The organism is Saccharopolyspora sp. NPDC045941, assembly GCF_056431445.1.
In genome coordinates this window covers 66,655-89,601 of record NZ_JBWKKU010000004.1, presented here as the reverse complement: position 1 = coordinate 89,601, position 22,947 = coordinate 66,655, and the positions used below count along the sequence as shown (strand labels likewise).

Sequence of the window (22,947 nt, the reverse complement as noted above, 5' to 3'; positions counted from 1 at the left end):
TCCCGCCCGGCGGGAACCCCATCGAGTCCACATCGGACACCGATGTGCGCGGGCGCGTGCGCCGGGCCCGGAATCCGGTTGACTTCGTATGATGTTCGGACCATAGTTCGGCCATGCAGCCGCCGCAACCATCCGCAGCCGCGGCGCGCCGGAGTTCGCGCGATCACCTGGGCCACGTTCGGATCCCGGCGGGGAGCGCTGATCGCAATCCCCTTCGGATCGCTCCGGCAAGTCCCGAGGAAGGCAGGCACCGTGAACCTCTCCGCCCACGCCGATCACGTCCTGCCCGATGACGCGGACCGGGCGACGCTGGTCGCCCGCGTCTTCGACCCGGACTGCGGCGGCCCGTGCGTCGCCGCGGTGCGCGGCGCGTCGGTCGTCGACCTGACCGGTGTCGAGCCGACCGTCGCCGGGCTGCTCGAACGGGCCGACGCCGGGGAGGTCGTGCGGACGCACGAGGGCGGCCGGAACTGGCGGCTCGCCGACCTCCTCCAGGCCACGCTGTCCGGCGACCGCGCCCGGCCGCACTTCCTGGCGCCGGTCGACCTGCAGGTCATCAAGGCGGCGGGCGTGACCTTCGTGCGGAGCATGCTGGAGCGGGTGATCGAGGAGCGCGCCGAGGGCGACCTCCGCCGGGCCGAGGAGATCCGCGCGAAGCTCGGCGACGTCATCGAAGGCCGGATCTCCCAGGTGCAGCCGGGCTCCGCCGAGGCGCAGCGGATCAAGGAGGTGCTCGTCCAGGAGGGCCTCTGGTCGCAGTACCTGGAGGTCGGCATCGGCCCGGACCCGGAGATCTTCACCAAGGCCCCGGTGCTGTCCGCGGTCGGCACGGGCGCGGAGATCGGCGTGCTCGAACGCTCGACGTGGAACAACCCGGAGCCCGAACTGGTCCTCGCGGTCACCTCCCGCGGCGTCCCGGTGGCGGCGACGCTGGGCAACGACGTCAACCTCCGCGACTTCGAGGGGCGCAGCGCGCTGCTGCTCACCGAGGCCAAGGACAACAATGCGTCCTGCGCGATCGGCCCGTTCCTCCGCCTCTTCGACGACCAGTTCACCCTCGACGACGCGCAGGACCTGGAGATCGGCCTGGCCATCGCCGGGACCGACGGCTACCGGCTGGACGGCGTCAACCCGGTCCGCGAGATCAGCCGCGACGTGCGGGAGCTGATCGGGCACGCCCACGGCCGCCACCACCAGTACCCGGACGGGTTCGTGCTGTTCACCGGCACGATGTTCGCCCCCACCGAGGACCGCGACGTCCCCGGCCAGGGCTTCACCCACAAGCCCGGCGACGTCGTGCGCATCTCCTCCCCCGCGCTCGGTAGCCTGATCAACGTCGTGAACACCGCGGAGGACGCGGCCGACTGGACCTTCGGCATCCGTGCGCTGATGACCAATCTCGCCGCGCGCGGCCTCCTGCAGGGCACCGCGACGTGACCGAAACCGCCCACCGACCGCATCGAGCGCCGGCCGTTCGCGACCAGAGCGGCCGGTGAAGGAGCCGGATTCCGTGCCGTTCGCAGACATCTCGTTCACCGAAACCGCGCGGCAGGCGCTCGATGCCCGGTGGGGTCTGCGCTTCGCGGGCGATCCCGTCCGGCTGCACGGCGGCGAGGAGTCCGCCGCGTTCGCCGTCGGCGACCACGTCGTCCGGGTGGGGCCGGAGTGGCGCAGCACGGAGGAAGCCGAGTGGTGCTACGCCATCGCCTCGCACGCTTCGACCGAGGTGCCGGAGGCGGTCGCTCCGGTCGCCACGGGCGACGGGCGCGCGGTGGTCCGGGTCGACGGCCGCCCGATGTCGGTCTGGCCGCTGGTCCCGGGCGCGTGGCCGACCCGCGAAACGCCCGGCGTCCCGGCGCAGGCCGCCTCGCTGCTCGCGCGGCTGCACCGTTCCTTGGCCGGGATGCGGCCGCCGCCGCGGCCCGTCCCGTCCGGCCTGGAACCAGGCCTGGACGGGTCCGAACCGCCTGCGGTACCGGCTCTCGCGGACCCGGAACTCGATTCGTGGCTCGCGGAATTCCACCGCACCCACCGGGAACGCCAGGCCGTGCACGGCGACTTCTACCCGGGCAACACGCTGACCGACGGAGGCGCCCTCACGGCCGTGGTGGACTGGGACGAGGCGTGCGTGGTCCCGCCCGCGGTCGAGGTCGCCTACGCCGCCCTGGAATGGGCCGAGGAGAAGTCCGCGATCGACACCGCGGCGATGCGCTCGTTCGTGCAGGCTTACGCCGCAGCCGACGGGCCCGCCGGGCTCCTCGACGAGGAAACCCTGGCGCAGCTCATCCGGCACCGGCTGCGCCGCGAGGTGGTGTCCTTCCACGAGCAGCAGCGGCTCGGCGTCGTGCACGACGCGGAAGACCTCGCCTACCACGCACGCCGTCTCGAGATCTTCGCCGAACTCCGCCCGTGACGGCGCAAGTCACCGGGCCGCGGTCGTGGCACGGCCGTAGTCGTCCTCCAGGCGGACGATGTCCGCCTGCCAGCCCGGCTCCGCCGTGGATGCCTCCAGCAGGACCGCGTCGGACACCGCGGTGACCCGGTGCACGACGCCGGACGGGATGCTCGCCGTCTGGCCGGGGTCGAGCTCCATCCGGACCAGCGAATCGCGGTTCGGCCCCAGGTCGAGGAGCACGATGCCGGACTGCACGGCGATCGTCTCCTCCTTCTTCTCGTGGTACTGCAGCGAAATCGACTCGCCCGCCCGGATGTGCAGCACCTTGCCGACGTATCGGCCTGCCACCACGGCGAAGATCTCCTCGTAGCCCCAGGGCTTTTCGATCCGGACCACCGTTGCGAGGCTGGACAGCGCGAACTCTGCGACATCAGTCACGACGATCCATCCTTCCCGTGCGGAGTGCCCCTCGGCGCGCGCACCGGGCAACGGCGCAGCGCGGGTGGACGGCCGGTGAAAGCACGTCCGCGGTCCTTCCGAGGTGTGGCGCACATTCCCGCATCAGTTCCCCCAAGCACGCGGTGTTCGAGCCGAACACCGCGGACCTGCGCACCATAACGCCGGGGCCGCGCGGCCGCCCAGGGCGCGCAGCGCCCCGCTACCGGATCGGACGACAGGCGGCACGCGATTCCGAAGAACAGCGCGGAAATCCGCCCACCGGTGCGCTGCCGGCGGAACGATTCATCCGGCACGTGGAAGCCGCGTCAGCCGATGGGGTCGGGCCCGACCGTCGGCAGGTAGCGCGGCGCCCGCCAGGCCTTCAGCTCGCGCTCGGCGGCGGCCGCCAGCGACAGCAGCTCGGCGTCCTGCCGGTCGCCCGCCATGAGGAGCAACCCGACCGGGAGCTCACCGACGGAACCCGCGGGTACCGAGACCGACGGGTAGCCCGCCACCGCGGCCGGCGTCGAGGACGGGATCACGTCGTTGTCGCCGCGCTCGCAGTCGGTCGTCCACGCCGGCGGGTTCGTCGGCGCGGCGATGGCGTCCAGGTCGTGCGCGGCCAAGGTCTCGTCGATCGAGCGCCGGGAGAGGTCCGCCAGCTCGGCGCGCATCGCCTGGTACTGCGGATCGGTCGTCGGCGGCGCGGCGAGCGCCTGTTCGAAGAGCTCCTGGCCGGCGAAGCAGGTCTGCTCGGCCGGGGTGCGGCGGTTGAACTCGCTCAGCTCGGCGAGGTCGCGGGGGCCGTGCCGGGTCGCGAGGTACGCGTCGATGTCGCGGTGGAACTCGCTCAGCAGCGCCGGGAACTCCAGCTCGCCCAGCCGGTCCTGGTAGGGCGGGGTCACCTCCACCACTGCGGCACCCGCCGCGGTGAGCCGCTGCGCCGCGGCGGCCATCACGGCGTCGACGTCCGGCCCGAGCGACGGCAGCCGCCACAGACCGATTCGCTTGCCGCGCAGGTCGCCCAGCGGCGAGAACGCGCTCTCCTCGCCCTGCAGCACCGCGAAGGTCAGCGCCGTGTCGATGACGTTGCGCCCCATGGGGCCCGCAGTGTCCTGCTCCGCCGAGATCGGCACGACGCCGGACTGGCTGACGAGGCCGAGGCTCGGTTTGTGGCCGACCACCCCGTTCATCCCCGCCGGGCACACGATGGAGCCGTCGGTCTCCGTGCCGATGGCCACCTGCGCCAGCGACGCGGCGAGCGCGGCAGCGGAACCCGACGACGAACCGCACGGGTTGCGGTCCAGCACGAACGGGTTGCGGGTCTGCCCGCCCACCGCCGACCACCCGGAGGTGGGTTTCCCGGCGCGGAAGTTCGCCCACTCGGACAGGTTCGTCTTCCCGAGGATGACCGCGCCCGCGTCCCGCAAACGGGTCACCAGGACCGCGTCCGAGCCGGGCGGGCTCCCGGCCAGCGCCAGCGAGCCCGCCGTCGTCGGCAGATCGCGGGTGTTCACGTTGTCCTTGAGCAGCACGGGAATTCCGTCGAGCGGGCCGAGGACGGTGCCGCGGCGGTGCCGGGCATCGCTCGCGGCCGCCTGGGCCATCGCCGCCGGATCGGTGCGCAGCACCGCCTTGATCTTCGGATCGATCGTGCGGATCCGCCCCAGGTAGGCGGCGGTCAGCTCCGACGAGGTGAGCGCTCCGCGCGACATCCTGGCCTGGAGCTCGGAAATCGTCACCGTGTCGAGGTCGACGCCCAATGCCCCGTGCCCGGTCGCCCCGGGATTGCCCAGCATCAGCGAGCCTGCGGTCAGTGCCGCGATCAGCGCGATGGCGCCAGTCCTGCGCATGAGGTCATCAGACAACCCGGAGCGGATCACCGCAAGATCTCTTCGCCGCAGCCGCCGCTCGCCCGGTCAGCCGAGGAACACCTGCGCGATCAGCGCGGAGACGAGGAACGACGCGGCGAAGGACATCAGCCCCACCGGGACGATCCGCCACCCGATCCGCTTGAGCGCGGGCAGGTCCTTGCCGATGCTGAGGCCCGCGAAGACCAGGATCGGCGTCGCCATCGCGAGGAACTCGACCGGCTTCACCAGCGACATCACCGCGTCGGCGACCGGGGAGATCGGCGAGGTGAGCAGGATGGCCAGCGCGGAGGTCACGGCGACGGCGGGCAGCTTGGTCAGCCGCTTGATCCCCAGGCCGGCGAAGACGACGGTCGCCACCAGCGCGAAGCCGAGCAGCGCGCGGGGCTCGACACCGCCCGCGTGGACGGCGTTGGAGACGAACATGGTCACCAGCGCGATGAGGATCGCCGGCAACGGCCGGACCCGGCTCGGGCTGCCGCTTTCGAGCTCCGCCGCCGAGAGGTCCGGGGCGGCCGCGGGCTCGATCTTGCGGCCGCGGGTGAGCAGCTCGTAGAAGCGGTCGGCCAGCGGGAGCGCGACGAACATGCCGATGTAGACGCCGGCGAGGCTGGTCACGAGGTTGCTCACGGTGGCCAGGGCGACGATCTGGTTCGCCAGCTCCGGGTACTGCGCGGCGATCGCGGCCGACGAGGCGGCCATCACCGAGCCGGACCCCACGCCGGTGCCCATCGCCAGCGCCAGCGGGCTGAGGATCCCGCTGCCGGCCAGCAGGCTCGCGAGCAGCGTCACGTACAGCGCGCCGACGACGCTGCCGAAGATGTACATGCCGAGCACGCCGCGGTATTCCTCGGAGTCGGGCCCGAACCGCTCGGACACCATCGCGAACGAGCCCTCGCGGTCGATGGAGAAGCACGCGCCCACCGCGGACCGCCCCATCCGCAGGAGCACGGCCAGCGGCAGCGACAACGCGACGGTGCCGAACAGGTGACCGATCTCCTGGAACAGCAGCGCGAAGCTCGCCTGCTTCAGCACCGGCAGCTCGTGGCCGACCACGAACGCCAGCCGCACCCCGAGCAGCAGCACGCCCATCTCCACCACATAGGTGGCGGCGCGCTGCATGCCGATGGGCACCGGGCGGAACCGCTGGATGCTCACCACGGCCCCGAGCAGCAGGCCCCAGATGATCGGGAACAGGGTGATCGCGCCGGGCCCGATGGCGACCTTGTGGCTGCCGATGGCTTCGGCGGCCGCGGCCAGGACGAGCGCGAGCAGCGCGAACAAGGCCAGTCGCCCGCGCGAACCGCGGGTCGGACGCGGCAGCTTCCGCGCAACCGTCATGCCGGACATGGCTTCCTCCGTGGTCGCCAGGAGAGGTGGGAACTAGGGCGGGGCGGTCAGACCCGCGTCGCGGCCGTGCCGCGAGTGGCCTGCTCGGCCAGGAACTTCTGCCGCAGCACCGGATCGATCGCCACGTCGACCGCGGTCAGCGCCATCGCGACGGCTCCGTCGAAGACCGCATCGTCGGCGGCGGGGGTGGCCGCCGCGGCGGCGAAGCCGTGCGTGTGCGGCGGGTGCTCGCAGCCGGTGATCGCGATGCTCGGGTGGATGCTGGGCAGCACCTTGGAGACGTTGCCCATGTCCGTCGAGCCGCCCCGGGTGCCGCGGGTGTCGCGGAGCTCCCGGCCCAGCGATTCGATGTGCGCGGCGAAGAGCTCCGACATCTCCGGCTCCTGCACCAGCTCGGCGTAGTCCGGCTCGGTCGGTTCGACGGCCATCGTCGCCCCGGTCGCCAGCGCCCCGGCCTCGAAGCACGCCAGCACCCGCTGCTTCAGCTCCGACATCTCGTCGAATTCGAACGCGCGCACCTCGCAGTCCACGACGGACCGTTCGGGGATGATGTTGGTGACCGCGCCGCCTTCGCGCACGAACAGGCCGATCCGGCAGTCCGCGGCGATCTGCTGGCGCAGCAACCCGATCGCCACCTGGGCCACGACGGCGGCGTCGGCGGCGTTAACGCCCAGGTGCGGAGCCGCCGCGGCGTGCGAGGCCCGGCCGCCGTAGGTCACCGCGAACCGGCTCACCGCCTGGCTGGAGAAGTGGCCGGGGTGGGTGTCGTACTGGGCCGGGTGCACCATCATCGCGACCGTGACGTCATCGAAGACGCCCCGCTCCAGCAGCAGCACCTTGCCGCCGCCGTGCTCCTCGGCCGGGGTGCCGACCGCCTTCACCCGGACGCCGAGCTCGTCGGCGACGGCGGCGAGCCCGATCGCCGCGCCGACCGCGGCGGAGGCGATGATGTTGTGCCCGCACGCGTGCCCGATGTCGGGCAGGGCGTCGTACTCGGCGCAGATGCCGACGGTGAACTCGCCCGAGCCGTATTCGGCCGTGAACGCAGTGGGCACGTCCGCCGGGCCGGGCTCGACGGTGAAGCCGGCATCGCGGAGCACGTCGGTCACCTTGGTCACCGACCGGTGCTCTTCGAACGACAGCTCCGGCTCGGCGTGCAGGTCGTGGCTGAGCCGGAGCAGCCGCTCCCGCCACGCCTCCTGCTCGGCCCGCACCAGCCCCCGGTAGGCCGTGATGTCGCCCTCGATGCCCTGACCGCCCACTGCACGCTCCTCGATGTCGGCCGCCAACCTGGACACGAAGGGTGAGCGATGAGACGCTTTCATTAGCCCGAACGCAGGAACGCAGCAGAATCACGGCCCAGATGCAGGATCAAGCCACGTCCCTCGACGAACTGGACCTCCAACTCGTCAACGCCCTGCAGATCGCCCCCCGCGCCGCCTGGTCGCAGGTGGGCGCCGTGCTCGGGGTCGACCCGGTCACCGCCGCGCGCCGGTGGGCGAGGCTGGAGCGGTCCGGCCTGGCCTGGATCTCCGGTTACCCGCCGATCTCCCCCACCCAGGCCAACGCGTTCGTCGAGATCGAGTGCGAGCCGGGCCGCGGGCTGACCGTGGCCCGGGAGCTGGCGACCGACCCGCAGGCGATGACGGTCGACGTCACCGCCGGCGGCCGCGACGTCCTGGTCACGGTCAACACGCCCAGCCCGGAGGTCCTGTCCGGCTACCTGCTGGACCGGATGACCCGCGTCGAGCACCTGCGGCAGGTGCGCAGCCACCTGGTGGTCCGGGCGTACACGGAGGCCAGCCGGTGGCGGCTGCGCGCCCTCGACCACGACCAGGTCGCGCGGATGCTCCGGGAGGCCGACGAGGCCGGCGACCGGGCCCCGGGGCCGCTGAGCGACGCGGACTGGACGATCGCCGTGGCCTTGGCCGCCGACGGGCGGACACCGGTCGGCACCCTCGCCGAAGCGGCGGCGACGAGCACCAGCACGGTGCGCCGGCGGCTCGCCCGGCTGATCGCCAACCAGCAGCTCCGGCTGCGCTGCGAGCTCGCGCGGAAGCTGTCCGGCTGGCCGGTCTACGCCTGGTTCTTCGCCCGGGTGTCGCCGGCGCACCTGGAGGAGACCGCCCGCGCGCTGGCCCGGATTCCGGAGGTTCGCGCCGTCACGTCGACCGCCGGCCCGTACAACCTGATCATCGCGGTGTGGCTGCGTTCCCTGATCGACGTGCAGGAGCTCGAGACGCACATGGCGCGCCGCCTGCCGCACCTGGACATCGTCGACCGCAGCGTCGTCGTCCGGCCGGTGAAGCTCGTCGGCAGGCTCCTCGACGAGCACGGCTACGCGACGGGAACCGTGTCGCTGGACACCCGGAGCTGCCCGTGACGGCTCAGCGCAAGGTACCGAGCCGTTGGCGGATCGAGGAGCGGACTCCGTCGGAGGCCGTCCAGTCGCCGTCCAGCGGGGTGATCGAGACGTAGTCGGCCGCCAACGCGTTGTTGTCCGAGTCGGCCACCGGGTCCCGGGACAGGTCCACCTCGGGCCGGATCACGTAGCAGTTCTCGCACAGGTCGGTGGGCTCGTACTTCGGCCGGACGAACGCGTTGCGACCGGTCTTGGTGATCCGGGTGCCCTTGACCTCGGGCGCCACCGGGTAGTTGATGTTGAGGCTCACGTGCTCGGGCAGCAGCCCCGCGCCGCCGGACGTGCCCTGCAACCGATCGAGCACGCGGGCGGTGTAGTCGGCCGCGGCGGCCACGTTCCCGAGCTGCGGCGGGTTCGCGGTGAGATCGATCTCGACGCTGATCGCGATGGCCGGGATCGACATCTCACCGGCGGTGATCGTGGCGCCGACCGTGCCGGAGTGGTTCGCCACGGCACCGGAGTTCTGGCCCGGGTTGGCGCCGGAGACCACGACGTCCGGCGGTCCCGAGGTGAAGACGTGCTGCAGCCCGAACAGCACCGCGTCGCCGGGAGATCCGCACACCGACCAGACGTCGGGCGCCAGCTGCTCGGCGGTGATGGTGTTCTCCGGCCCCGGCTCCCCGGACGCGTAGTTCGAGGACAGCTGGGTGCCGCTGCCGGACTGGTCGTCGCACGGGGCCACCACCGTGACCCGGTGCCCGGCCGCGGTCAACGCCTGCTTCAACGCCGCCAGGGTGGGCGCCGCGTGCCCGTCGTCGTCGGTCAGCAGGATGTCGAGCGGTTCCTGCTCCGGCGCGGCGGACGCCGTGGTGGTCAAGAACGCGACGGCGACCGCCGAGGCGGCCGCCGACCTGAAGATCCGTCTCATGGATTCGCCCCTTCGCTGGGAAAACCGGCTCATCCATTGGATCGACCCAACCAAGCACTTGTCCAAGTCCGGTTGGGCTTGCTTACATGCTCTATCGGCATGAACCTGCAGCAGCTCCATTACCTCGCCGCCGTCGTCGAGCACGGCACGATGACGGCTGCCGCCCGCGCGCTGCACGTCTCGCAGCCGGCACTCGGCCGCGCGGTGCGGGCGCTGGAGCGGGAAGTGGGCACCCCGCTGCTGGCTTCCGCAGGAAAACGCCTGTACCCGACGCCGGCGGGGCTCGCGGTCACCGCACACGCGAGAGCGATCTTCGGCCACGTCGCGGACATCCTGTCGTTGGGCGACGAGCGCGAACTCGTGCTGGCCGCGACGCCCACGCTCGGTGCCGGCGCGGCACCGCGGCTGCTCCGGGTGCTGGCCGAGCGGTGCCCGACTGCGACGGTGCTGCTGGAACGGCTCGACGGGCCGGCCGAGGTCGCCGCCGTCGTGCGCAACGGCCAGGCGACGGCCGGGATCGTCGAAGTCCCGTCACCGCACCAGTTCTCCACCGCCGACGGGCTCGCCACGCTGTCGCTGGGGCGTCGCGAGATCGTGCTGCTGTGTCCCGACGGGATTCCGGCGGCCTCTCCCCTGCCGCACCAGGACCTGGCCCGGCTGCCGCTGATCGTGCCCGCGAGCGGATACCGGCGCAGTCAGCTCGACGCCTGGTTCAGCTCGCTCGGCCTGCGCCCGCGCGTGGTGTGCCAGACCGACGAGCGCCTCGTCTGGGAGCAGATGGCCGGATCCGGACTGGGGTGCGCGTTCACCGACCGGTGGCACGCCGAGCGCGCGCCGGTGCCCGGCACGCGCATCGTGCAGTTCACCCCTCAGCTGCACACGAACGTCGAGCTGTTGTACCGCAAGGACAATCCCAGCCGGACGCTCCACGCCCTGCTCGCGGGGCTCGCGCAGCCGATCATGTCGTAGCTACGTCCCGCTGTCGCCGGAGGACTTCGTCGCCGAACTGACGGCCTCGGGCTGGTCGCCGCGAGACGCGGCCGACTTCGCCGAGGCGGTGGCACCGCTCCGGCGGGACATGGACAACCGCGTCTCCGGTGGCGTGCGGCGCGCCCTCGGCCCGGAACCCCGCAACTTCAGCGAGTACGTGAAGGCCGCGGCGGCCGCAGGCGCCTGGCGGGACGTCAGCTGAACCTGGGCAGGCGCGCGTCCGCGACGGCCTGGCGGAACCGGACGTCCCACTCCTGCCAGGTGCCGGCGGGCAGCACGCCGCAGACCTGCAACCCCCGAGGGTTCGACAGAGGCCCACAGGTGCACATCGTCCTCGGCCGTGGAGAACCACCTGGCCACGTCGGGCGAGTCGGCCTGCCAGCCGGGGAGGACCTGGTAGACCCGGCCCAGCTTCTCCCAGTCCGCGTCGGTGAACCTCGGCCAGGCAAGGCAGTAGATCCGCTCCACGCAGGCGCGTTCCACCGCCGCCCCACCCCGGGGCGGCGGCTCGGCGTTGTCGTAGTACCAGTCGTGCTCGTCCACCCGCCCAGCTTGCCCGTGCTGCTCCCGCGGCAGCACGCAGCACCGAACCACGGTACGAACTGGTTCTGCTCCGTTCGACGCAATTCGTGGCGGATCGAGCGAAACGCGGTCCACGATCTCCACCGAAGCACCAGGTAGGTGGAGTCGATGTTGTACTGTCGGTGACACTTTTACCGCGACGAGGATGGACGGGGCGGAGTGACTGAACCCAGGGGGCCGCTGGAACGACTGCTCGACACCGGGCAGGAGCCGCCGGAACTCGTCGACGTCAACACCGAGGAAGTCTCGATCGCACGGGTCTACGACTACTGCCTCGGCGGCAAGGACAACTTCGCGGTGGACCGCGCGGCGTGCGAGGCCATGAAGGAAGTGGTCCCGGAGACGCCGCTGCTGGCGCAGGCCAACCGCTGCTTCCTCCGCCAGGCCGTCAAGTACCTGGTGGGTGAGGCGGGCATCCGGCAGATCGTGGACATCGGGTCGGGCCTGCCCACCGCGGGCAACGTGCACGAGGTCGCGCAGGAGATCGCGCCCGAGACCCGCGTGCTCTACGTCGACAACGACCCGATCGTGCTCGCCCACGGACGGGCGCTGCTGGCGGACGAAACCACCACCACGGTGATCAACGCGGACCTGCGCCGCCCGGACGCGATCTTCGATCACCCCGAGGCGGCGCGGCTGATCGACGCCACCAAGCCGTTCGCGGTGCTGCTGGGCGGAATCCTCATGCACCTCGAGGACGAGGAAGACCCGGAGGGCGTCGCGGCCAGCATCCGCGACCGGCTGCCCAGCGGCGGCTACCTGCTGGTGTCGAACACCTGCGACACCGGCGAGCCGCGCGCCCAGGAGCTGGCCCGCGTGTTCGCCGACAGCGGCATGGGAACCCGCTGCTTCCGCACCTGGGACGAGCAGATCCGCTACTTCGACGGGCTGGAACTGATCGAGCCGGGACTCGTGCCGAACAACCAGTGGCGTCCCGGCGACGACGTCCCCGACCCGCAGAACCCGGCGCACGCGATGCACATCGGCGGCCTCGCCCGCAAACCCTGATCACCCGGCGATGGCGCGATTTCCCGCGAAACCGCGCCGTCCCGGGTGGCACGGAGCCGGTGGCGATCCCGCGTGCACCGGCGCTCTCCCGATGCGTCACGGGAGGTTTCCGATCCTGCCCAAGGTGCCGTTTCAGAGCAACATGCGGGCAAGTGCGGGACGTGGCCGCCGGGGGTGCAGGGTGTTGATTTTGCGCGAAATCGCCAACGGTGTCGGGCACCGGACGCCTTCGCGTGAGCCCGATGGAGCCTTTGGAAAGACCTCCGAAATTGGTGCGCCGCCCGAGCGTCGTTGAGCCGTCGGCACCCCCCCGAGCCTGGCCTGAGTCGTCTACGCGCCAAGGGAATCGTGCGCGTGGCGATGCCCGGACGCCTGCCGCGCTCAAGCAGCTCCCACCACCGCTCGCCGAGTGGTGCGCGTCACCATCGCAGTTTCAGAGCACGTGCTCTGTTATGTTGGCGGCGTGCCTCGCCCACGCACGCATGACCTGGACCGGCTGCTCGACACCGCGGAACGGCTCATCGCCGAAGGCGGCCCCGAGCGGCTCACGATCCGGCGGCTCGCCACCGAATCCGGGGTGTCCAACGGCGCGATCTACCACGCCTTCGGCTCGCTCGCGACGCTGCGGGGCAGGCTGTGGCTGCGTGCCGCGACCGAATTCCTCGAACTGCAGAAGGAACTCGTCGACGAGGCGCTCGGGGAACTGCCCGGCCTCGACTCGGCGGTGAACGCGGTCGTCGCCGCCGCCGACACCCCGGCGGTCTTCGCGAACCGGCGGCCGGCCGCCGCCAGGATGCTGATGACCGTGCGCCGGGACCAGCTGCTCGGCCCGGAACTGCCGACGGAACTCGCCGACGAGCTCATCGGCCTCGACCGGCGGCTGGTGTCGCTGATGCGCCGCCTCGCGCAAGCGCTCTGGGACCGGCGCGACGGCCCCGGCGTCGACGTGATCACCACCTGCGTGGTCGACCTGCCGACCGCGCTGTTCCGCCGGGAACTGACCGCCCCCACCACGGACGGCACCACGCAGATCAGCGCCGACGCGCGCCGCCGCCTCGATGCGGCCGTCCGCGCGGTCCTCGCCTTCCCGCCGCCCGACCGGCGCGAAAGACCACGCACATCCTCCGGAAAGGACTGACCATGCCCGAGCTCCGCGAAGAGGACGACGTCTACGTCCTCGACCTCGGCGACGACGAGAACCGCTTCTCCCCGGAGTGGCTGAAGACGGTGCACTCGCTGCTGGACACCGTCGTCGACGCCCCGTCCCCCGGCGCTCTCGTGACCACCGGGCAGGGCAAGTTCTACTCGAACGGGCTCGACCTGGACTGGCTGCTGAACAACTACGACCAGCTCGACTCCTACCGCACGGAGATCCACGAGCTGCTGGCCCGCGTGCTGACCCTGCCGGTCCCCACCGTCGCCGCGATCAACGGCCACGCCTTCGGCGGCGGGGCGATGCTGGCCCTGGCGCACGACTTCCGGGTCATGCGCGCCGACCGCGGCTACTTCTGCTTCCCCGAGGCCGACATCAACATCCCGTTCACGCCCGGGATGGCCGCGCTCATCCAGGGCAAGATCACCCCGGCCGCGGCGGTCGCGTCGATGACGACCGGCCGGCGCTTCGGCGGCGATCAGGCCCGCGGCCTCGGCCTGGTCGACGAGACCGCGCCCGAGGCCGACGTCGTCCGCAACGCCGCGGAGATCGTCCGCCCGCTGGCGGGCAAGGACCGGGCGACCCTGAGCGCCATCAAGTCCACGATGTTCGCCACCGCGGTCGCCGCCCTGCGCGCGCCAGCGCAGTAGCGGGAGGTCCCCGAGGAAGCCATGACCGGATTCGACGTCGTCTTCATCAACGGAACCGTCGGCGCGGGCAAGTCCACCCTCGCCGAGGCGATCGGCGAGCTGGAGGTGCGGGCGGGCCTGCCCCACGCGCTGATCGACCTCGACCACATCCGCCAGTGCTGGCCGAGCCCCGCCGACGACCCGTTCAACCACGTGCTCGAACTGCGGAACCTGCGCGACCTGGCCGCCAACTACCGGCGGGCCGGCGCGCGGCACCTGATCGTCGCGGGCGTGATCGAGCAGCGCTCGGCCGTCGCCCGCTACCAGGCGGCGCTGGATTCGACGGCGATCCTGCTGGTCCGGCTCGTCGTCGAACCGGCCGTCGCCCGCGACCGCCTCCGGCGGCGGCACGCCGACGACGAGCCCGGCCTGCGCTGGCACCTGGATCGCACGACCGAACTCGCCGGGATCATCGACGCGGCCGGGCTCGACGACGTCGTCCTCGACTCCTCGCACGAGCCGCCGGCGGTCCTCGCCGAGAAGGTCCGGACCGCCGCAGGCTGGTGATTCCCCAGCGGCTAAAGGGATTCGCCGTCGGGTGCCGCCGTCTCCAGCAGCCGGCCACCGGCGAGCCGGAGCCAGCGATCCACGCCGATCTTCGCGAGGAACCGCTCGTCGTGGCTCACCACCACGAACGCGCCCTCGTACGCCGTGAGCGCGCTCTCCAGCTGCCCGATGCTCAGCAGGTCGAGGTTGTTGGTCGGCTCGTCGAGCAGCAGCAGCTGGGGCGCCGGCTCGGCGAACAGGACGCAGGCCAGGGTGGCGCGCAGGCGCTCGCCGCCGGAGAGGACACCGACCGGCAGGTGGATGCGGGAGCCCCGGAACAGGAACCGGGCGAGCAGGTGCATCCGCTGCGCCTCGGGCATTCCCGGCGCGAACGCCGCCAGGTTCTCCAGCACCGTGCGGTCGAGTTCCAGCAGGTCCAGCCGCTGGGACAGGTAGGCGACGCGCCCGTCGGCCCGCTTCGCGCTCCCCCCGGATGGCGCCAGATCGCCGTTGATCACGCGCAGCAGGCTGGACTTCCCGGCGCCGTTCGGTCCGGTCAGCGCGATCCGCTCAGGCCCCCGGATCGCGAGGTCGACGCCGTCGCCGGCGAACAGGGCCCGCTCGCCGCGGTGCACCTGCAGCCGCTCGCCGAGGAAGACCGTGCGCCCGGCCGGCAGGTTGGTCCCGGGCAGTTCCAGCGTGATCCGCTGCTCGTCGCGCAGTGACCGCTCGGCATCGTCGAGCCGCGCCTTGGCATCGCTGAGCCGCGCGGCGTGCGTGTCGTTCGCCTTGCCCGCCGATTCCTGAGCGCGCCGCTTCAGCCCGCCGGCGACGATCTTCGGCAGCCCGGCGCTGTCGATGTTCCGGGCGGCGTTGCTGGCCCGGCGCTGCGCTCGTTCGCGCGCCTGCTGCATCTCCCGCTTCTCGCGCTTGACCTCCTGCTCGGCGCTGCGGATGTTCTTCTCCGCGACCTCCCGCTCGGCGCGCACCGCCTCCTCGTACGACGTGAAGTTCCCGCCGTGGAAGCGGACCTCTCCCCGCTCGAGCTCGGCGATGCGGTCCATCCGGTCGAGCAGCGCCCGGTCGTGGCTGACCAGCAGCAGGCAGCCGCTCCAGTCGTCGAGCACGTCGTAGAGCTTGCGGCGCGCGCCGCGGTCGAGGTTGTTGGTCGGTTCGTCGAGCAGCAGCACGTCGGGCCGCTTCAGCAGCTGCGCGGCGAGGCCGAGGGAGATGACCTGCCCGCCGCTGAGCGTGTGCAGGCGCCGGGTGAGCGAGACGTCCCCGAGGCCCAGCCGGTCCAGCTGGGCGCGGGTGCGCTCTTCGACGTCCCAGTCGTTGCCGATCGTGGTGAAGTGCTCCTCGCCGGCGTCCCCGGACTCGATCGCGGCCAGCGCGCGGAGCACCGGGGCGATCCCGAGGACCTCGGCCACGGTCGGATCGCCGAGCAGGGGCAAGGTCTGCGGCAGGTAGCCGAGCACGCCTTCGGCGGACGCGGTCCCGGCGCCGGGCCGGTACTCGCCGGCGATCAGCTTGAGCAGCGTGCTCTTCCCCGCGCCGTTGGGCGCGACCAGCCCGGTGCGCCCGCCCCCGACGGTGAACGACAAGTCCTGGAACACCGGGGTGTCGTCGGGCCAGGAGAAGGACAGGTTGGAGCAGATGATGAATGCATCGGACATGCGAGAACCCTCGTGGTGATGCGGGCACGCCTGGGCGCCCGACGGCTGAGAAAGGGACGACAAGATCGCCACGCGGCGGCTGCGCTCCCGCGCGCCAACCGGCGGCCGTTCACGTCCGGGCATCACCCGGAGATGTCGTCGTCACCAACCACGTCTGGTCTCCCTTGCTCCGATCGGAGTCACCGTAGCAAACGGCTTCCGGCCCGATCGAACGGTTTTCCGGCGAGCCGCTACCTCAGCCGTGCTCGGCCAGCCACCCGACCGTGAACTCGTGCTCGGACTCGAGCAGGCCGCGCACCTCGCCGGCGAAGAGGCCCTCCAACTTGCCGCCGAGCAGCGGGATGGCCACCTTCACCTCGCCCTCTACGACGAACTCGCAGGCCGGGCCCGCAGGCAAGGCACGCAAGCGCTGCACCGCCGTGATCGAGCGCGGCATCACCAGGGCTCCTGCCGTCACCTCGCCCGCGAAGCTCCCGTCGGCTTCGCGTCGCCACTCCTCGGCGCGGTCGATCGCGAGATCGCCGCCGACGACGGTGCGGGCGATCGCCGGAACCGCTTCGGCGCGCACGCCCTGCCGGATCCGGAACCGCGCACCGGTCCCGGTCGCCTCGTGCTCCAGCAGTTCGTTGTCGCCGCCGAGCACGCGCAGCCGCTCGCGGACGTAGTCGGGGTCGATCAGCACGGCGAACACCCGAGCGGCGGGCCACTCGTAGGTGCTCCGGTACTCGATGCGGCGGGTCATGCGGGGGAGGTTACTGCCGATTCCGCGTCGCCGCGGTGATGATCCGGTGTCGCGCGAGCGACTAGCGCGCGTCGGCTCCGGGACATCGTGTCCTCAGAGGACGTTGCCGGCCGGCCTTCGACCGTCCAACGTGATCAGTTCGCGGGAGTTCGGTTAATTCGGTGGCACTGCTGAGGAAAACCCGCGATCATTGCCGGGTCTAGTCGACCGGGAGTCAGGAAGAAAGATGTACGCGGCAGTCGAAGGCGCAAGGGTACCGATCCGGATGTGGGCAGACCCGCAGTCCGTGGAAGACGCTGCCATGCGCCAGTTGCACAACGTCGCCAACCTGCCGTGGGTGCACGGCCTCGCCGTGATGCCGGACGTGCACTACGGCAAGGGCGCCACCGTCGGCAGCGTGATCGCCATGCGCAACGCCGTGTCCCCTGCCGCGGTCGGCGTCGACATCGGCTGCGGGATGAGCGCGGTGCGCACGTCCCTGACGGCCGCCGACCTGCCCGACGACCTCGGCGTCCTGCGGCGGCGGATCGAATCGGCCGTGCCGGTCGGCTTCGCCATGCACCGCACGCCGGTGAACCCGGCGCGCGTGCCGGGCGTCGGCGGGTGGCAGGAGTTCTGGTCCGCCTTCGGCGACCTGCACCCGGGCGTGCAGAGCCTCCAGGACCGGGCGCGGGCGCAGGTCGGCAGCCTCGGCGGCGGCAACCACTTCATCGAGGTCTGCCTCGAACAGGGCGGCCCGGACGCCGACCGGGTGTGGCTGATGCTGCACTCCGGTTCCCGCGGCATCGGCAACGAGCTGGCGAAGCGGCACATCGACATCGCCCGGCGCCTCCCGCACAACGCGGACCTGCCGGACCCGGACCTCGCGGTGTTCGTCGCGGGCACCCCGGAGATGCAGGCGTACCGCCGGGACCTGTTCTGGGCGCAGGACTACGCGGCGCGCAACCGGGCCACGATGCTGGCGCTGGTGCAGCTCGCGGTGGCGGACACGGTGCCGGGCACCAGGTTCGACACGCCGATCTCCTGCCACCACAACTACGTGGCGGAGGAGCGCTACGACGGCGTCGAGCTGCTGGTCACGCGCAAGGGCGCGATCCGGGCGGGCGCGGGTGATCTCGGCATCATCCCGGGCAGCATGGGCACCGGGTCCTACATCGTGCGCGGCCTCGGCAACGAGCGGTCGTTCGAGTCGGCCTCGCACGGCGCGGGCCGGCGCATGTCGCGGACCAAGGCCCGGAAGACCTTCACCGCCGCGGACCTGGAGGCGCAGACCGCGGGGGTGGAGTGCCGCAAGGACGAGGGCGTGGTGGACGAGATCCCGGCCGCCTACAAGGACATCGAGTCGGTGGTCGCCGCGCAGACCGACCTGGTGGAGGTGGTCACCCACCTGAAGCAGGTCGTGTGCGTCAAGGGGTGAACGACCGGGGGACTCGGCGCTGCCGAGGCCCCCGGCTTCCCCTAATCCGCTGGTGAACCCGGCGGTGACGCGGATTCCGCCGAGTGGCCCGGGTGGCGGCGGGCTGGTCTGATCGCGTGGTGGACGTGGCTGCGGATCCGGGCGTTGCGGCCCGGTGGGACTGGCGTTCGGTGTTCTGCTGGTCGTTGTGGGGCTGGGGCTCGGCGGCGTTCAACACCGTGATCCTCACGTTCGTGTTCACCGTGTACCTGACGGGCTCGGTCGCCGACGATCCGCAAGGCGGCTCGGCGGCGCTCGGCGTCACGCTCACGATCGCCGGGGCGTGCATCGCGCTGGTCGCGCCGGTGACCGGCCTGCGAAGCGACGCCGGCGGGCGCCGCAAGAGATGGCTGGCGGTGCACACCGCGCTCGTGGTGGCCTGCACCGCGGCGTTGTTCTTCGTCCAGGACGACTCGGCGTACCTGCTGCTCGGCCTGGTCCTGGTCGCCGCGGGCAGCGTGTTCGTGGAGTTCGCCGGCGTGAACTACAACGCGCTGCTGCTCCAGGTCTCGACGCCCGCGACGATCGGCCGCGTCTCCGGATTCGGCTGGGCGATGGGCTATTTCGGCGGGCTGATCGCGCTCGCGGTGGTGCTGTTCGGCTTCGTAAAGCCGGAAGCTGGCCTGTTCGGCGTGACCTCGCAGGACGGGCTGAACATCCGTTCCGTGGCGCTGTTCGCGGCCGCGTGGTTCGCGCTGTTCGCGCTGCCGGTGCTCCTCGTCGTCCCGGAAGCACCCGCTCGCGCGGGCCGGACGCATCGGTCGTTCCTGGGCAGTTACCGGGTGCTCGGCCGGCGGATCGCGCGGATGTGGCGCAGCGACCGGCAGACGCTCGGTTTCCTGGTCGCCAGCGCGCTCTACCGGGACGGCCTGGCCGCGATCTTCACCTTCGGCGGCGTGATCGCCGCGGGCACCTTCGGCTTCGGCCCCGGCGAGGTGGTGGTCTTCGCCATCGCGGCGAACCTGCTCGCCGGGGCCAGCGCGTTCCTGGGCGGACGCGCGGACGACCGGTTCGGCCCGAAACCCGTCATCGTCACGGCGCTGTCCGGACTCGTCGTGGTGGGATCGGCGCTGGTGGTGCTGCCCGGCAAGGCCGCTTTCTGGGTGTGCGGGCTGCTGCTGGCGGCCTTCCTGGGACCGACCGAATCGGCCAGCCGGACCTTCCTCGCGCGCATCGCCACCCCCGGCCGCGAAGGCGAAACGTTCGGCCTCTACGCCACCACCGGTCGGGCCGTGAGCTTCCTCGGACCGCTGGCGTTCAGCGGCTTCATCGCGATCTTCGGCACGCAACGCGCGGGCATGGCCGGGATCGTCCTCATCCTGGTGCTCGGACTCCTGGCCATGCTGCCGGTCCGGGCACCCGAAGCCACCGCCGACCGGTCCTGACGCCGGGACCGCTCACGACTGGTCCGCGGCCAGGAATTCGGCGATGAGCCGGTGGAATTCGCCGGGCCGGTCCAGCGGGAGCAGGTGCCCGGCTCCGGATACGACCGCCACCCTCCCGCCCGGCGCCGCCGCGGCCGCCTGCCGGACCTCCCGATCGCCGACGAGCGCATCGTCCGATCCGCGCAACCACAAGCTCGGCACGGCCAGCCGCCCCAGCTCCGGCAGGTAGTCCAGCCGCATGCCGAAGGGCCCGTAGGCGAGGATCTGCCAGTCGTCGAGCGCCTTTTCGCGATGGCGGGCCTTGGCCTGCGCCTCGGCGCGGGCGAGTTCGACGATGCGGTCGAAATCCTCGGTGGCCGCACCGGCGGCGAGACCGCGCACCATCGACCGGCGGATCATGGTGGCGGAGTTGGCCAGGTAGCGGCTCGACGCGCTCAGCAGGCCGGGCGTCCGCAGCGCCAGCCAGGTGGCGAGTTGCGCCGGGCGCCGGGCGCCTATCCCGCCGGGTGCTGAGAAGACCGCGCGGGCAACGCGTTCCGGGTGGTGCAGGCCGAATCCGAGCGAGATGCCGCCGCCCATGGAATGCCCGACCAGGGTGACCCGTTCGATGCCCAGGTGGTCGAGGAGCCGCTCCACGATGAGCTCGCACAACTCCTGGTCGACCGTCCGCTGCCACGGCCGGCTGCCGCCGTGCTTCGGCAGGTCGATCGCGTAGACGCGGTGCGTGCGGGCCAGCGCCGGGAGGACGCGATGCCAGAGCAGCTCGACGGTGTCGAACATCGCCCCGTGCAGCAGCAGGACCGGTTCGCGGTCCTCGGCGCCCGCCGCGTACAGCCGCACCGGGCCACCGGCGAGTTCGAGATCGGAGACGGTGGCGAAACCGGTCATGGCCGTCCCGCCTGGTCGGTGCCGAGCTGCTCGGTCAGGCGGCCGAGGAGCAGCAGGTGGGCGTCGGTCGCGGCGGATTCGGGCGGGCGTTCCAGGCCCCGCTCGACGAAGGTGATCACCACGTCCACCGCCGCCGCGAGCTGATCCCGGGTCAGCGGCCCGAGCATGGAGTTCGCCGACAGCAGGCCGATGGTGAACGACGACAGCGCGAGGGAAACCGCCTCGGGCCGGGCGTCGGTCGCCAGCGATCCGGCCTCGTGGAGGGCTTCGACGTAGTCGGTGATCCAGGCGAAGCGCTGCCGGTACCGATCGCCGCCGACCGCGCGGGCGTGGGAGCCGAGAACCGCCTCGTCGTCGAGGAACGCGGCGGTCATCAGCGCGTCGTCGAGCAACGCCTCCAACCCGAACCGGTAGACGGTGCTCAGACCGACCGGCGCGGGCGCCGCGACGACGCGTTGGCGCACCCGCTCGACCAGGCGACGCATGCACCGGGTGAGCAGGGCGTCCATCAGCTCGTGCTTGCCGTCGAACTCGCGGTAGATCGCGCCCTTGCCGATCCCCGCTCGGCGAGCGATCCGCTCGACGCTCACGCCGTCGAAACCGTCGCGCAGCACCAGATCCTCGGCGGCGCCGAGGATCGCGCCCACTCGGTCGGGGATCAGCGGTCGCGGCACGGGAACACCTCCGGCTCGTAGTGACCGAGATCAGGTAGACGGTCACTATAGCGCGCCCCGCAGCGCGGTTAATGGCTTGCCTTCCGGCTCGCGAACGCGAAAGGGTTGCCGCGTGGCTATCCGGTTCCCGCTGATGAGCGCCCGCCTGCAGGTCCGCCCGTTCCGGACCGAAGATCACGCCGCGATCCACGAGGTCTACGGCGATCCCGAAGTGATGCGCTACGTCGCCTACGGGAACGCGGCCTCGGCGGCGGAGAGCGCGGCGATGGTGAACGACTACATCCAGCACCAACGCTCGCACGGCTACGCGTTCTGGGCCGTGATCGAGCGCTCGACGGGCGACCTCATCGGCGACGCCGGATTCGAGGCGAACGGGGACGGCGCCGAGTTCGGATACACGCTGGCGCGCCGGCGGTGGGGACACGGCCTCGCCACCGAGGTCGGCCACCTCTGCCTCGCCGCGGCGTTCGGCCGGCTCCACCTGCCGGAGCTGACCGCGGTCGTCGACCCGCGGAACCCGGCATCGGCGCGTGTGCTCGACAAGCTCGGATTCCGGTTCCACGGCGAATGCGTCGAATACGACAGGCCGCACCACCGCTACCTGATCACCGCCGATGACCGGCGGCGCCGCGCGGCGTCCGCGCGGCACCTTTCCGGCTTTTCGGGGCACTTTGGGGAACATCCTCGCGCGAATTGATCGAAAATTGATCGCAAATATCCGACGTCAGCGCGATCACCCCAGATCAACAGCCTCGATCGTTTTCTCAAAATCATTTTTCGACAACCTTGAACAATTGATCTCCAAAGCGTTCAGATCATATTTGCGGACGATCTGGCTAAATGGACGATCGTCGCCTCACGACGCAATCCAGTGGTGACGATCTGTGACGATTCTCCCTGGTTTCGCGGCGTCGATCGACGACCAACGGGGTGATCGGAGCGCTACATCGGTGTCGATCTCACCTTGCGTGAAGAGTATTCCCAATTGGACATATCAACAGCACCCCGATCGTATGATCATGCATTGCTGCCGCTGCCAACCCGAATGACCGTGCTTACCGTTACGAATAGTCGCCTTCAGATCTAGCGAGGCGATCGGGGAAAAGATCTCGGATGCGGGATTCTCGCTCGAATGATCAAAGGGAGGCTCGAGTGTCCTCAACGCTTGTTCGCCTTGGCGGGATCGCCGCCTTTGTGTTGGGCACGTCGATCGGCCTGACTCCTGTGGGGAACGCCGAAGGGAATTTGGCGAAGCCACCGCTGGTGTCCACGACCGATGACCAGTGCGAAAACTCGGAAGACTGCCTGCAGCCGCCGGAGTGCAAACCCGAGGACTGCCTGAAGCCGCCGCCTTGCTTCGAGAACTGCCCACCGGAGGAGGTCAAGCCGCCAGTCGAGCAACCTGCCCTGCCGCCTGCACCGCCTCCGGCGCCTCCGGCACCGCCGGCCCAGCAGCCGGCAGCACCGCCGCCGGCCCAGCAACCGGCGCAGCAGTCGCCTGCGGCCAGGCCGACCTCGGTCAGGCCGCAGCCGACGGCCAAGCCCGCCGTTCCGATGAAGCCGCAGCAGCGACCGCAGGTCGAGCAGCGGCCGGTGGGCGCAGTGCCGGCGGGTGGCGGAGCCACGGCACATGACGAGTCCGGTGCCGCCGGCCCGCTGCTGGCAGCCAGCGGTGCGGCGGCCGTCGCCCTGGCGGCCGGTGGCGCTTACGCGCTCCGCCGCCGGAACGCCGAGTCCCGGCGCTGACTCGTATCGGAATGGTGGTGGGGGGGGGGGGGGGGGGGGAACCACCACCCCCCCCAACGACCCCCCACCGCCACAGACACAAAAAAAAAAAAAAGAAGAAGACAGAAGAAACAAACCCCGCCCCCCCG

At 71.4% G+C, this 22,947-nt stretch carries 22 protein-coding genes; 12 read left to right on the top strand and 10 right to left on the bottom strand.

Annotated features, from left to right (window positions below; translation table 11 throughout):
- Positions 1-252 precede the first annotated feature (252 nt).
- A complete protein-coding gene (locus AC07FN_RS04495; protein WP_478394351.1) occupies positions 253-1,437 on the top strand; it encodes a fumarylacetoacetate hydrolase family protein in 1,185 nt (394 codons plus the stop codon).
- Positions 1,438-1,510: 73 nt separating this feature from the next.
- The gene (locus tag AC07FN_RS04490) at positions 1,511-2,413 is read left to right on the top strand and encodes a phosphotransferase enzyme family protein (RefSeq protein ID WP_478394350.1); all 903 of its coding nucleotides are present in this window, start codon (positions 1,511-1,513) and stop codon (positions 2,411-2,413) included.
- Between the two features lie 9 nt (positions 2,414-2,422).
- On the opposite strand, the gene AC07FN_RS04485 is transcribed toward AC07FN_RS04490, so the two are convergent.
- From AC07FN_RS04485 to AC07FN_RS04470, 4 genes are all read right to left on the bottom strand, one after another.
- Positions 2,423-2,833 carry a cupin domain-containing protein gene (locus AC07FN_RS04485; protein ID WP_452615700.1) on the bottom strand — a complete coding sequence of 137 codons (411 nt, stop codon included), beginning with the start codon at positions 2,831-2,833 and terminating at the stop codon, positions 2,423-2,425.
- A gap of 326 nt (positions 2,834-3,159) precedes the next feature.
- Entirely contained in the window at positions 3,160-4,686 is a 1,527-nt protein-coding gene (locus tag AC07FN_RS04480) for an amidase family protein (protein ID WP_478394349.1), read from the bottom strand.
- 66 nt (positions 4,687-4,752) lie between these two features.
- Entirely contained in the window at positions 4,753-6,045 is a 1,293-nt protein-coding gene (locus AC07FN_RS04475; protein WP_478394348.1) for a DUF3100 domain-containing protein, read from the bottom strand.
- 56 nt (positions 6,046-6,101) lie between these two features.
- A complete protein-coding gene (locus AC07FN_RS04470; protein ID WP_478394347.1) occupies positions 6,102-7,352 on the bottom strand; it encodes an amidohydrolase in 1,251 nt (416 codons plus the stop codon).
- Positions 7,353-7,417: 65 nt separating this feature from the next.
- On the opposite strand from AC07FN_RS04470, the gene AC07FN_RS04465 reads away from it, so the two are divergent.
- The gene (locus tag AC07FN_RS04465; protein ID WP_478394346.1) at positions 7,418-8,437 is read left to right on the top strand and encodes an Lrp/AsnC family transcriptional regulator; all 1,020 of its coding nucleotides are present in this window, start codon (positions 7,418-7,420) and stop codon (positions 8,435-8,437) included.
- 4 nt (positions 8,438-8,441) lie between these two features.
- On the opposite strand, the gene surE is transcribed toward AC07FN_RS04465, so the two are convergent.
- Complete coding sequence (gene surE / locus AC07FN_RS04460) at positions 8,442-9,344, bottom strand: 5'/3'-nucleotidase SurE (RefSeq protein ID WP_452615705.1); 903 nt, start codon at positions 9,342-9,344, stop codon at positions 8,442-8,444.
- 99 nt (positions 9,345-9,443) lie between these two features.
- Here surE and AC07FN_RS04455 point away from each other — a divergent pair, with 99 nt between their 5' ends.
- Entirely contained in the window at positions 9,444-10,313 is an 870-nt protein-coding gene (locus AC07FN_RS04455; protein ID WP_478394345.1) for a LysR family transcriptional regulator, read from the top strand.
- On the opposite strand, the gene AC07FN_RS04450 is transcribed toward AC07FN_RS04455, so the two are convergent.
- Positions 10,314-10,877, bottom strand: coding sequence for a hypothetical protein (locus AC07FN_RS04450; protein WP_478394344.1), 564 nt, complete (start codon positions 10,875-10,877; stop codon positions 10,314-10,316).
- 198 nt (positions 10,878-11,075) lie between these two features.
- Here AC07FN_RS04450 and AC07FN_RS04445 point away from each other — a divergent pair, with 198 nt between their 5' ends.
- The 4 genes from AC07FN_RS04445 to AC07FN_RS04430 all read left to right on the top strand — a co-directional run bounded on the left by AC07FN_RS04445 (position 11,076) and on the right by AC07FN_RS04430 (position 14,273).
- Positions 11,076-11,924 carry an SAM-dependent methyltransferase gene (locus tag AC07FN_RS04445; protein WP_478394343.1) on the top strand — a complete coding sequence of 283 codons (849 nt, stop codon included), beginning with the start codon at positions 11,076-11,078 and terminating at the stop codon, positions 11,922-11,924.
- A gap of 463 nt (positions 11,925-12,387) precedes the next feature.
- Complete coding sequence (locus AC07FN_RS04440; RefSeq protein WP_478394342.1) at positions 12,388-13,062, top strand: TetR/AcrR family transcriptional regulator; 675 nt, start codon at positions 12,388-12,390, stop codon at positions 13,060-13,062.
- A gap of 2 nt (positions 13,063-13,064) precedes the next feature.
- The gene (locus tag AC07FN_RS04435) at positions 13,065-13,727 is read left to right on the top strand and encodes an enoyl-CoA hydratase/isomerase family protein (protein ID WP_478394341.1); all 663 of its coding nucleotides are present in this window, start codon (positions 13,065-13,067) and stop codon (positions 13,725-13,727) included.
- A 21-nt stretch (positions 13,728-13,748) separates the two neighbouring features.
- Entirely contained in the window at positions 13,749-14,273 is a 525-nt protein-coding gene (locus tag AC07FN_RS04430; RefSeq protein WP_478394340.1) for an AAA family ATPase, read from the top strand.
- Positions 14,274-14,284: 11 nt separating this feature from the next.
- Here AC07FN_RS04430 and abc-f read toward each other — a convergent pair whose 3' ends face one another.
- Both abc-f and AC07FN_RS04420 read right to left on the bottom strand, forming a co-directional pair.
- On the bottom strand, positions 14,285-15,928 hold the full coding sequence (gene abc-f / locus AC07FN_RS04425; protein WP_478394339.1) for a ribosomal protection-like ABC-F family protein: 1,644 nt from the start codon (positions 15,926-15,928) through the stop codon (positions 14,285-14,287).
- A gap of 235 nt (positions 15,929-16,163) precedes the next feature.
- Positions 16,164-16,670, bottom strand: coding sequence for a DUF2505 domain-containing protein (locus AC07FN_RS04420; RefSeq protein WP_478394338.1), 507 nt, complete (start codon positions 16,668-16,670; stop codon positions 16,164-16,166).
- A 226-nt stretch (positions 16,671-16,896) separates the two neighbouring features.
- Between AC07FN_RS04420 and AC07FN_RS04415 the strand changes: the two genes are divergently transcribed.
- Together AC07FN_RS04415 and AC07FN_RS04410 are read left to right on the top strand one after the other, a co-directional pair.
- On the top strand, positions 16,897-18,087 hold the full coding sequence (locus AC07FN_RS04415; protein WP_478394337.1) for an RtcB family protein: 1,191 nt from the start codon (positions 16,897-16,899) through the stop codon (positions 18,085-18,087).
- Positions 18,088-18,206: 119 nt separating this feature from the next.
- Positions 18,207-19,511: an MFS transporter gene (locus tag AC07FN_RS04410; RefSeq protein WP_478394336.1), complete on the top strand. Its 1,305-nt coding sequence runs from the start codon at positions 18,207-18,209 to the stop codon at positions 19,509-19,511.
- A 12-nt stretch (positions 19,512-19,523) separates the two neighbouring features.
- Here AC07FN_RS04410 and AC07FN_RS04405 read toward each other — a convergent pair whose 3' ends face one another.
- Together AC07FN_RS04405 and AC07FN_RS04400 are read right to left on the bottom strand one after the other, a co-directional pair.
- A complete protein-coding gene (locus AC07FN_RS04405; protein WP_478394335.1) occupies positions 19,524-20,399 on the bottom strand; it encodes an alpha/beta fold hydrolase in 876 nt (291 codons plus the stop codon).
- Positions 20,396-21,073: a TetR/AcrR family transcriptional regulator gene (locus AC07FN_RS04400; RefSeq protein ID WP_478394334.1), complete on the bottom strand. Its 678-nt coding sequence runs from the start codon at positions 21,071-21,073 to the stop codon at positions 20,396-20,398. Before AC07FN_RS04400 ends, AC07FN_RS04405 begins: the two co-directional genes overlap by 4 nt.
- Positions 21,074-21,185: 112 nt before the next feature.
- On the opposite strand from AC07FN_RS04400, the gene AC07FN_RS04395 reads away from it, so the two are divergent.
- Positions 21,186-21,770, top strand: coding sequence for a GNAT family N-acetyltransferase (locus tag AC07FN_RS04395; RefSeq protein ID WP_478394333.1), 585 nt, complete (start codon positions 21,186-21,188; stop codon positions 21,768-21,770).
- Positions 21,771-22,336: 566 nt separating this feature from the next.
- A complete protein-coding gene (locus AC07FN_RS04390; RefSeq protein ID WP_478394332.1) occupies positions 22,337-22,819 on the top strand; it encodes a hypothetical protein in 483 nt (160 codons plus the stop codon).
- Positions 22,820-22,947: the final 128 nt, after the last annotated feature.

What these genes read in the sequence shown, in the direction of transcription:
- AC07FN_RS04480 (WP_478394349.1), bottom strand. Translation starts at nt 4,686, where the DNA reads ATGCGCAGGACTGGCGCCATCGCGCTGATCGCGGCACTGACCGCAGGC.
- AC07FN_RS04475 (WP_478394348.1), bottom strand. Translation starts at nt 6,045, where the DNA reads ATGACGGTTGCGCGGAAGCTGCCGCGTCCGACCCGCGGTTCGCGCGGG.
- AC07FN_RS04465 (WP_478394346.1), top strand. Translation starts at nt 7,418, where the DNA reads ATGCAGGATCAAGCCACGTCCCTCGACGAACTGGACCTCCAACTCGTC.
- surE (WP_452615705.1), bottom strand. Translation starts at nt 9,344, where the DNA reads ATGAGACGGATCTTCAGGTCGGCGGCCGCCTCGGCGGTCGCCGTCGCG.
- AC07FN_RS04455 (WP_478394345.1), top strand. Translation starts at nt 9,444, where the DNA reads ATGAACCTGCAGCAGCTCCATTACCTCGCCGCCGTCGTCGAGCACGGC.
- AC07FN_RS04435 (WP_478394341.1), top strand. Translation starts at nt 13,065, where the DNA reads ATGCCCGAGCTCCGCGAAGAGGACGACGTCTACGTCCTCGACCTCGGC.
- AC07FN_RS04430 (WP_478394340.1), top strand. Translation starts at nt 13,749, where the DNA reads ATGACCGGATTCGACGTCGTCTTCATCAACGGAACCGTCGGCGCGGGC.
- abc-f (WP_478394339.1), bottom strand. Translation starts at nt 15,928, where the DNA reads ATGTCCGATGCATTCATCATCTGCTCCAACCTGTCCTTCTCCTGGCCC.
- AC07FN_RS04420 (WP_478394338.1), bottom strand. Translation starts at nt 16,670, where the DNA reads ATGACCCGCCGCATCGAGTACCGGAGCACCTACGAGTGGCCCGCCGCT.
- AC07FN_RS04415 (WP_478394337.1), top strand. Translation starts at nt 16,897, where the DNA reads ATGTACGCGGCAGTCGAAGGCGCAAGGGTACCGATCCGGATGTGGGCA.
- AC07FN_RS04405 (WP_478394335.1), bottom strand. Translation starts at nt 20,399, where the DNA reads ATGACCGGTTTCGCCACCGTCTCCGATCTCGAACTCGCCGGTGGCCCG.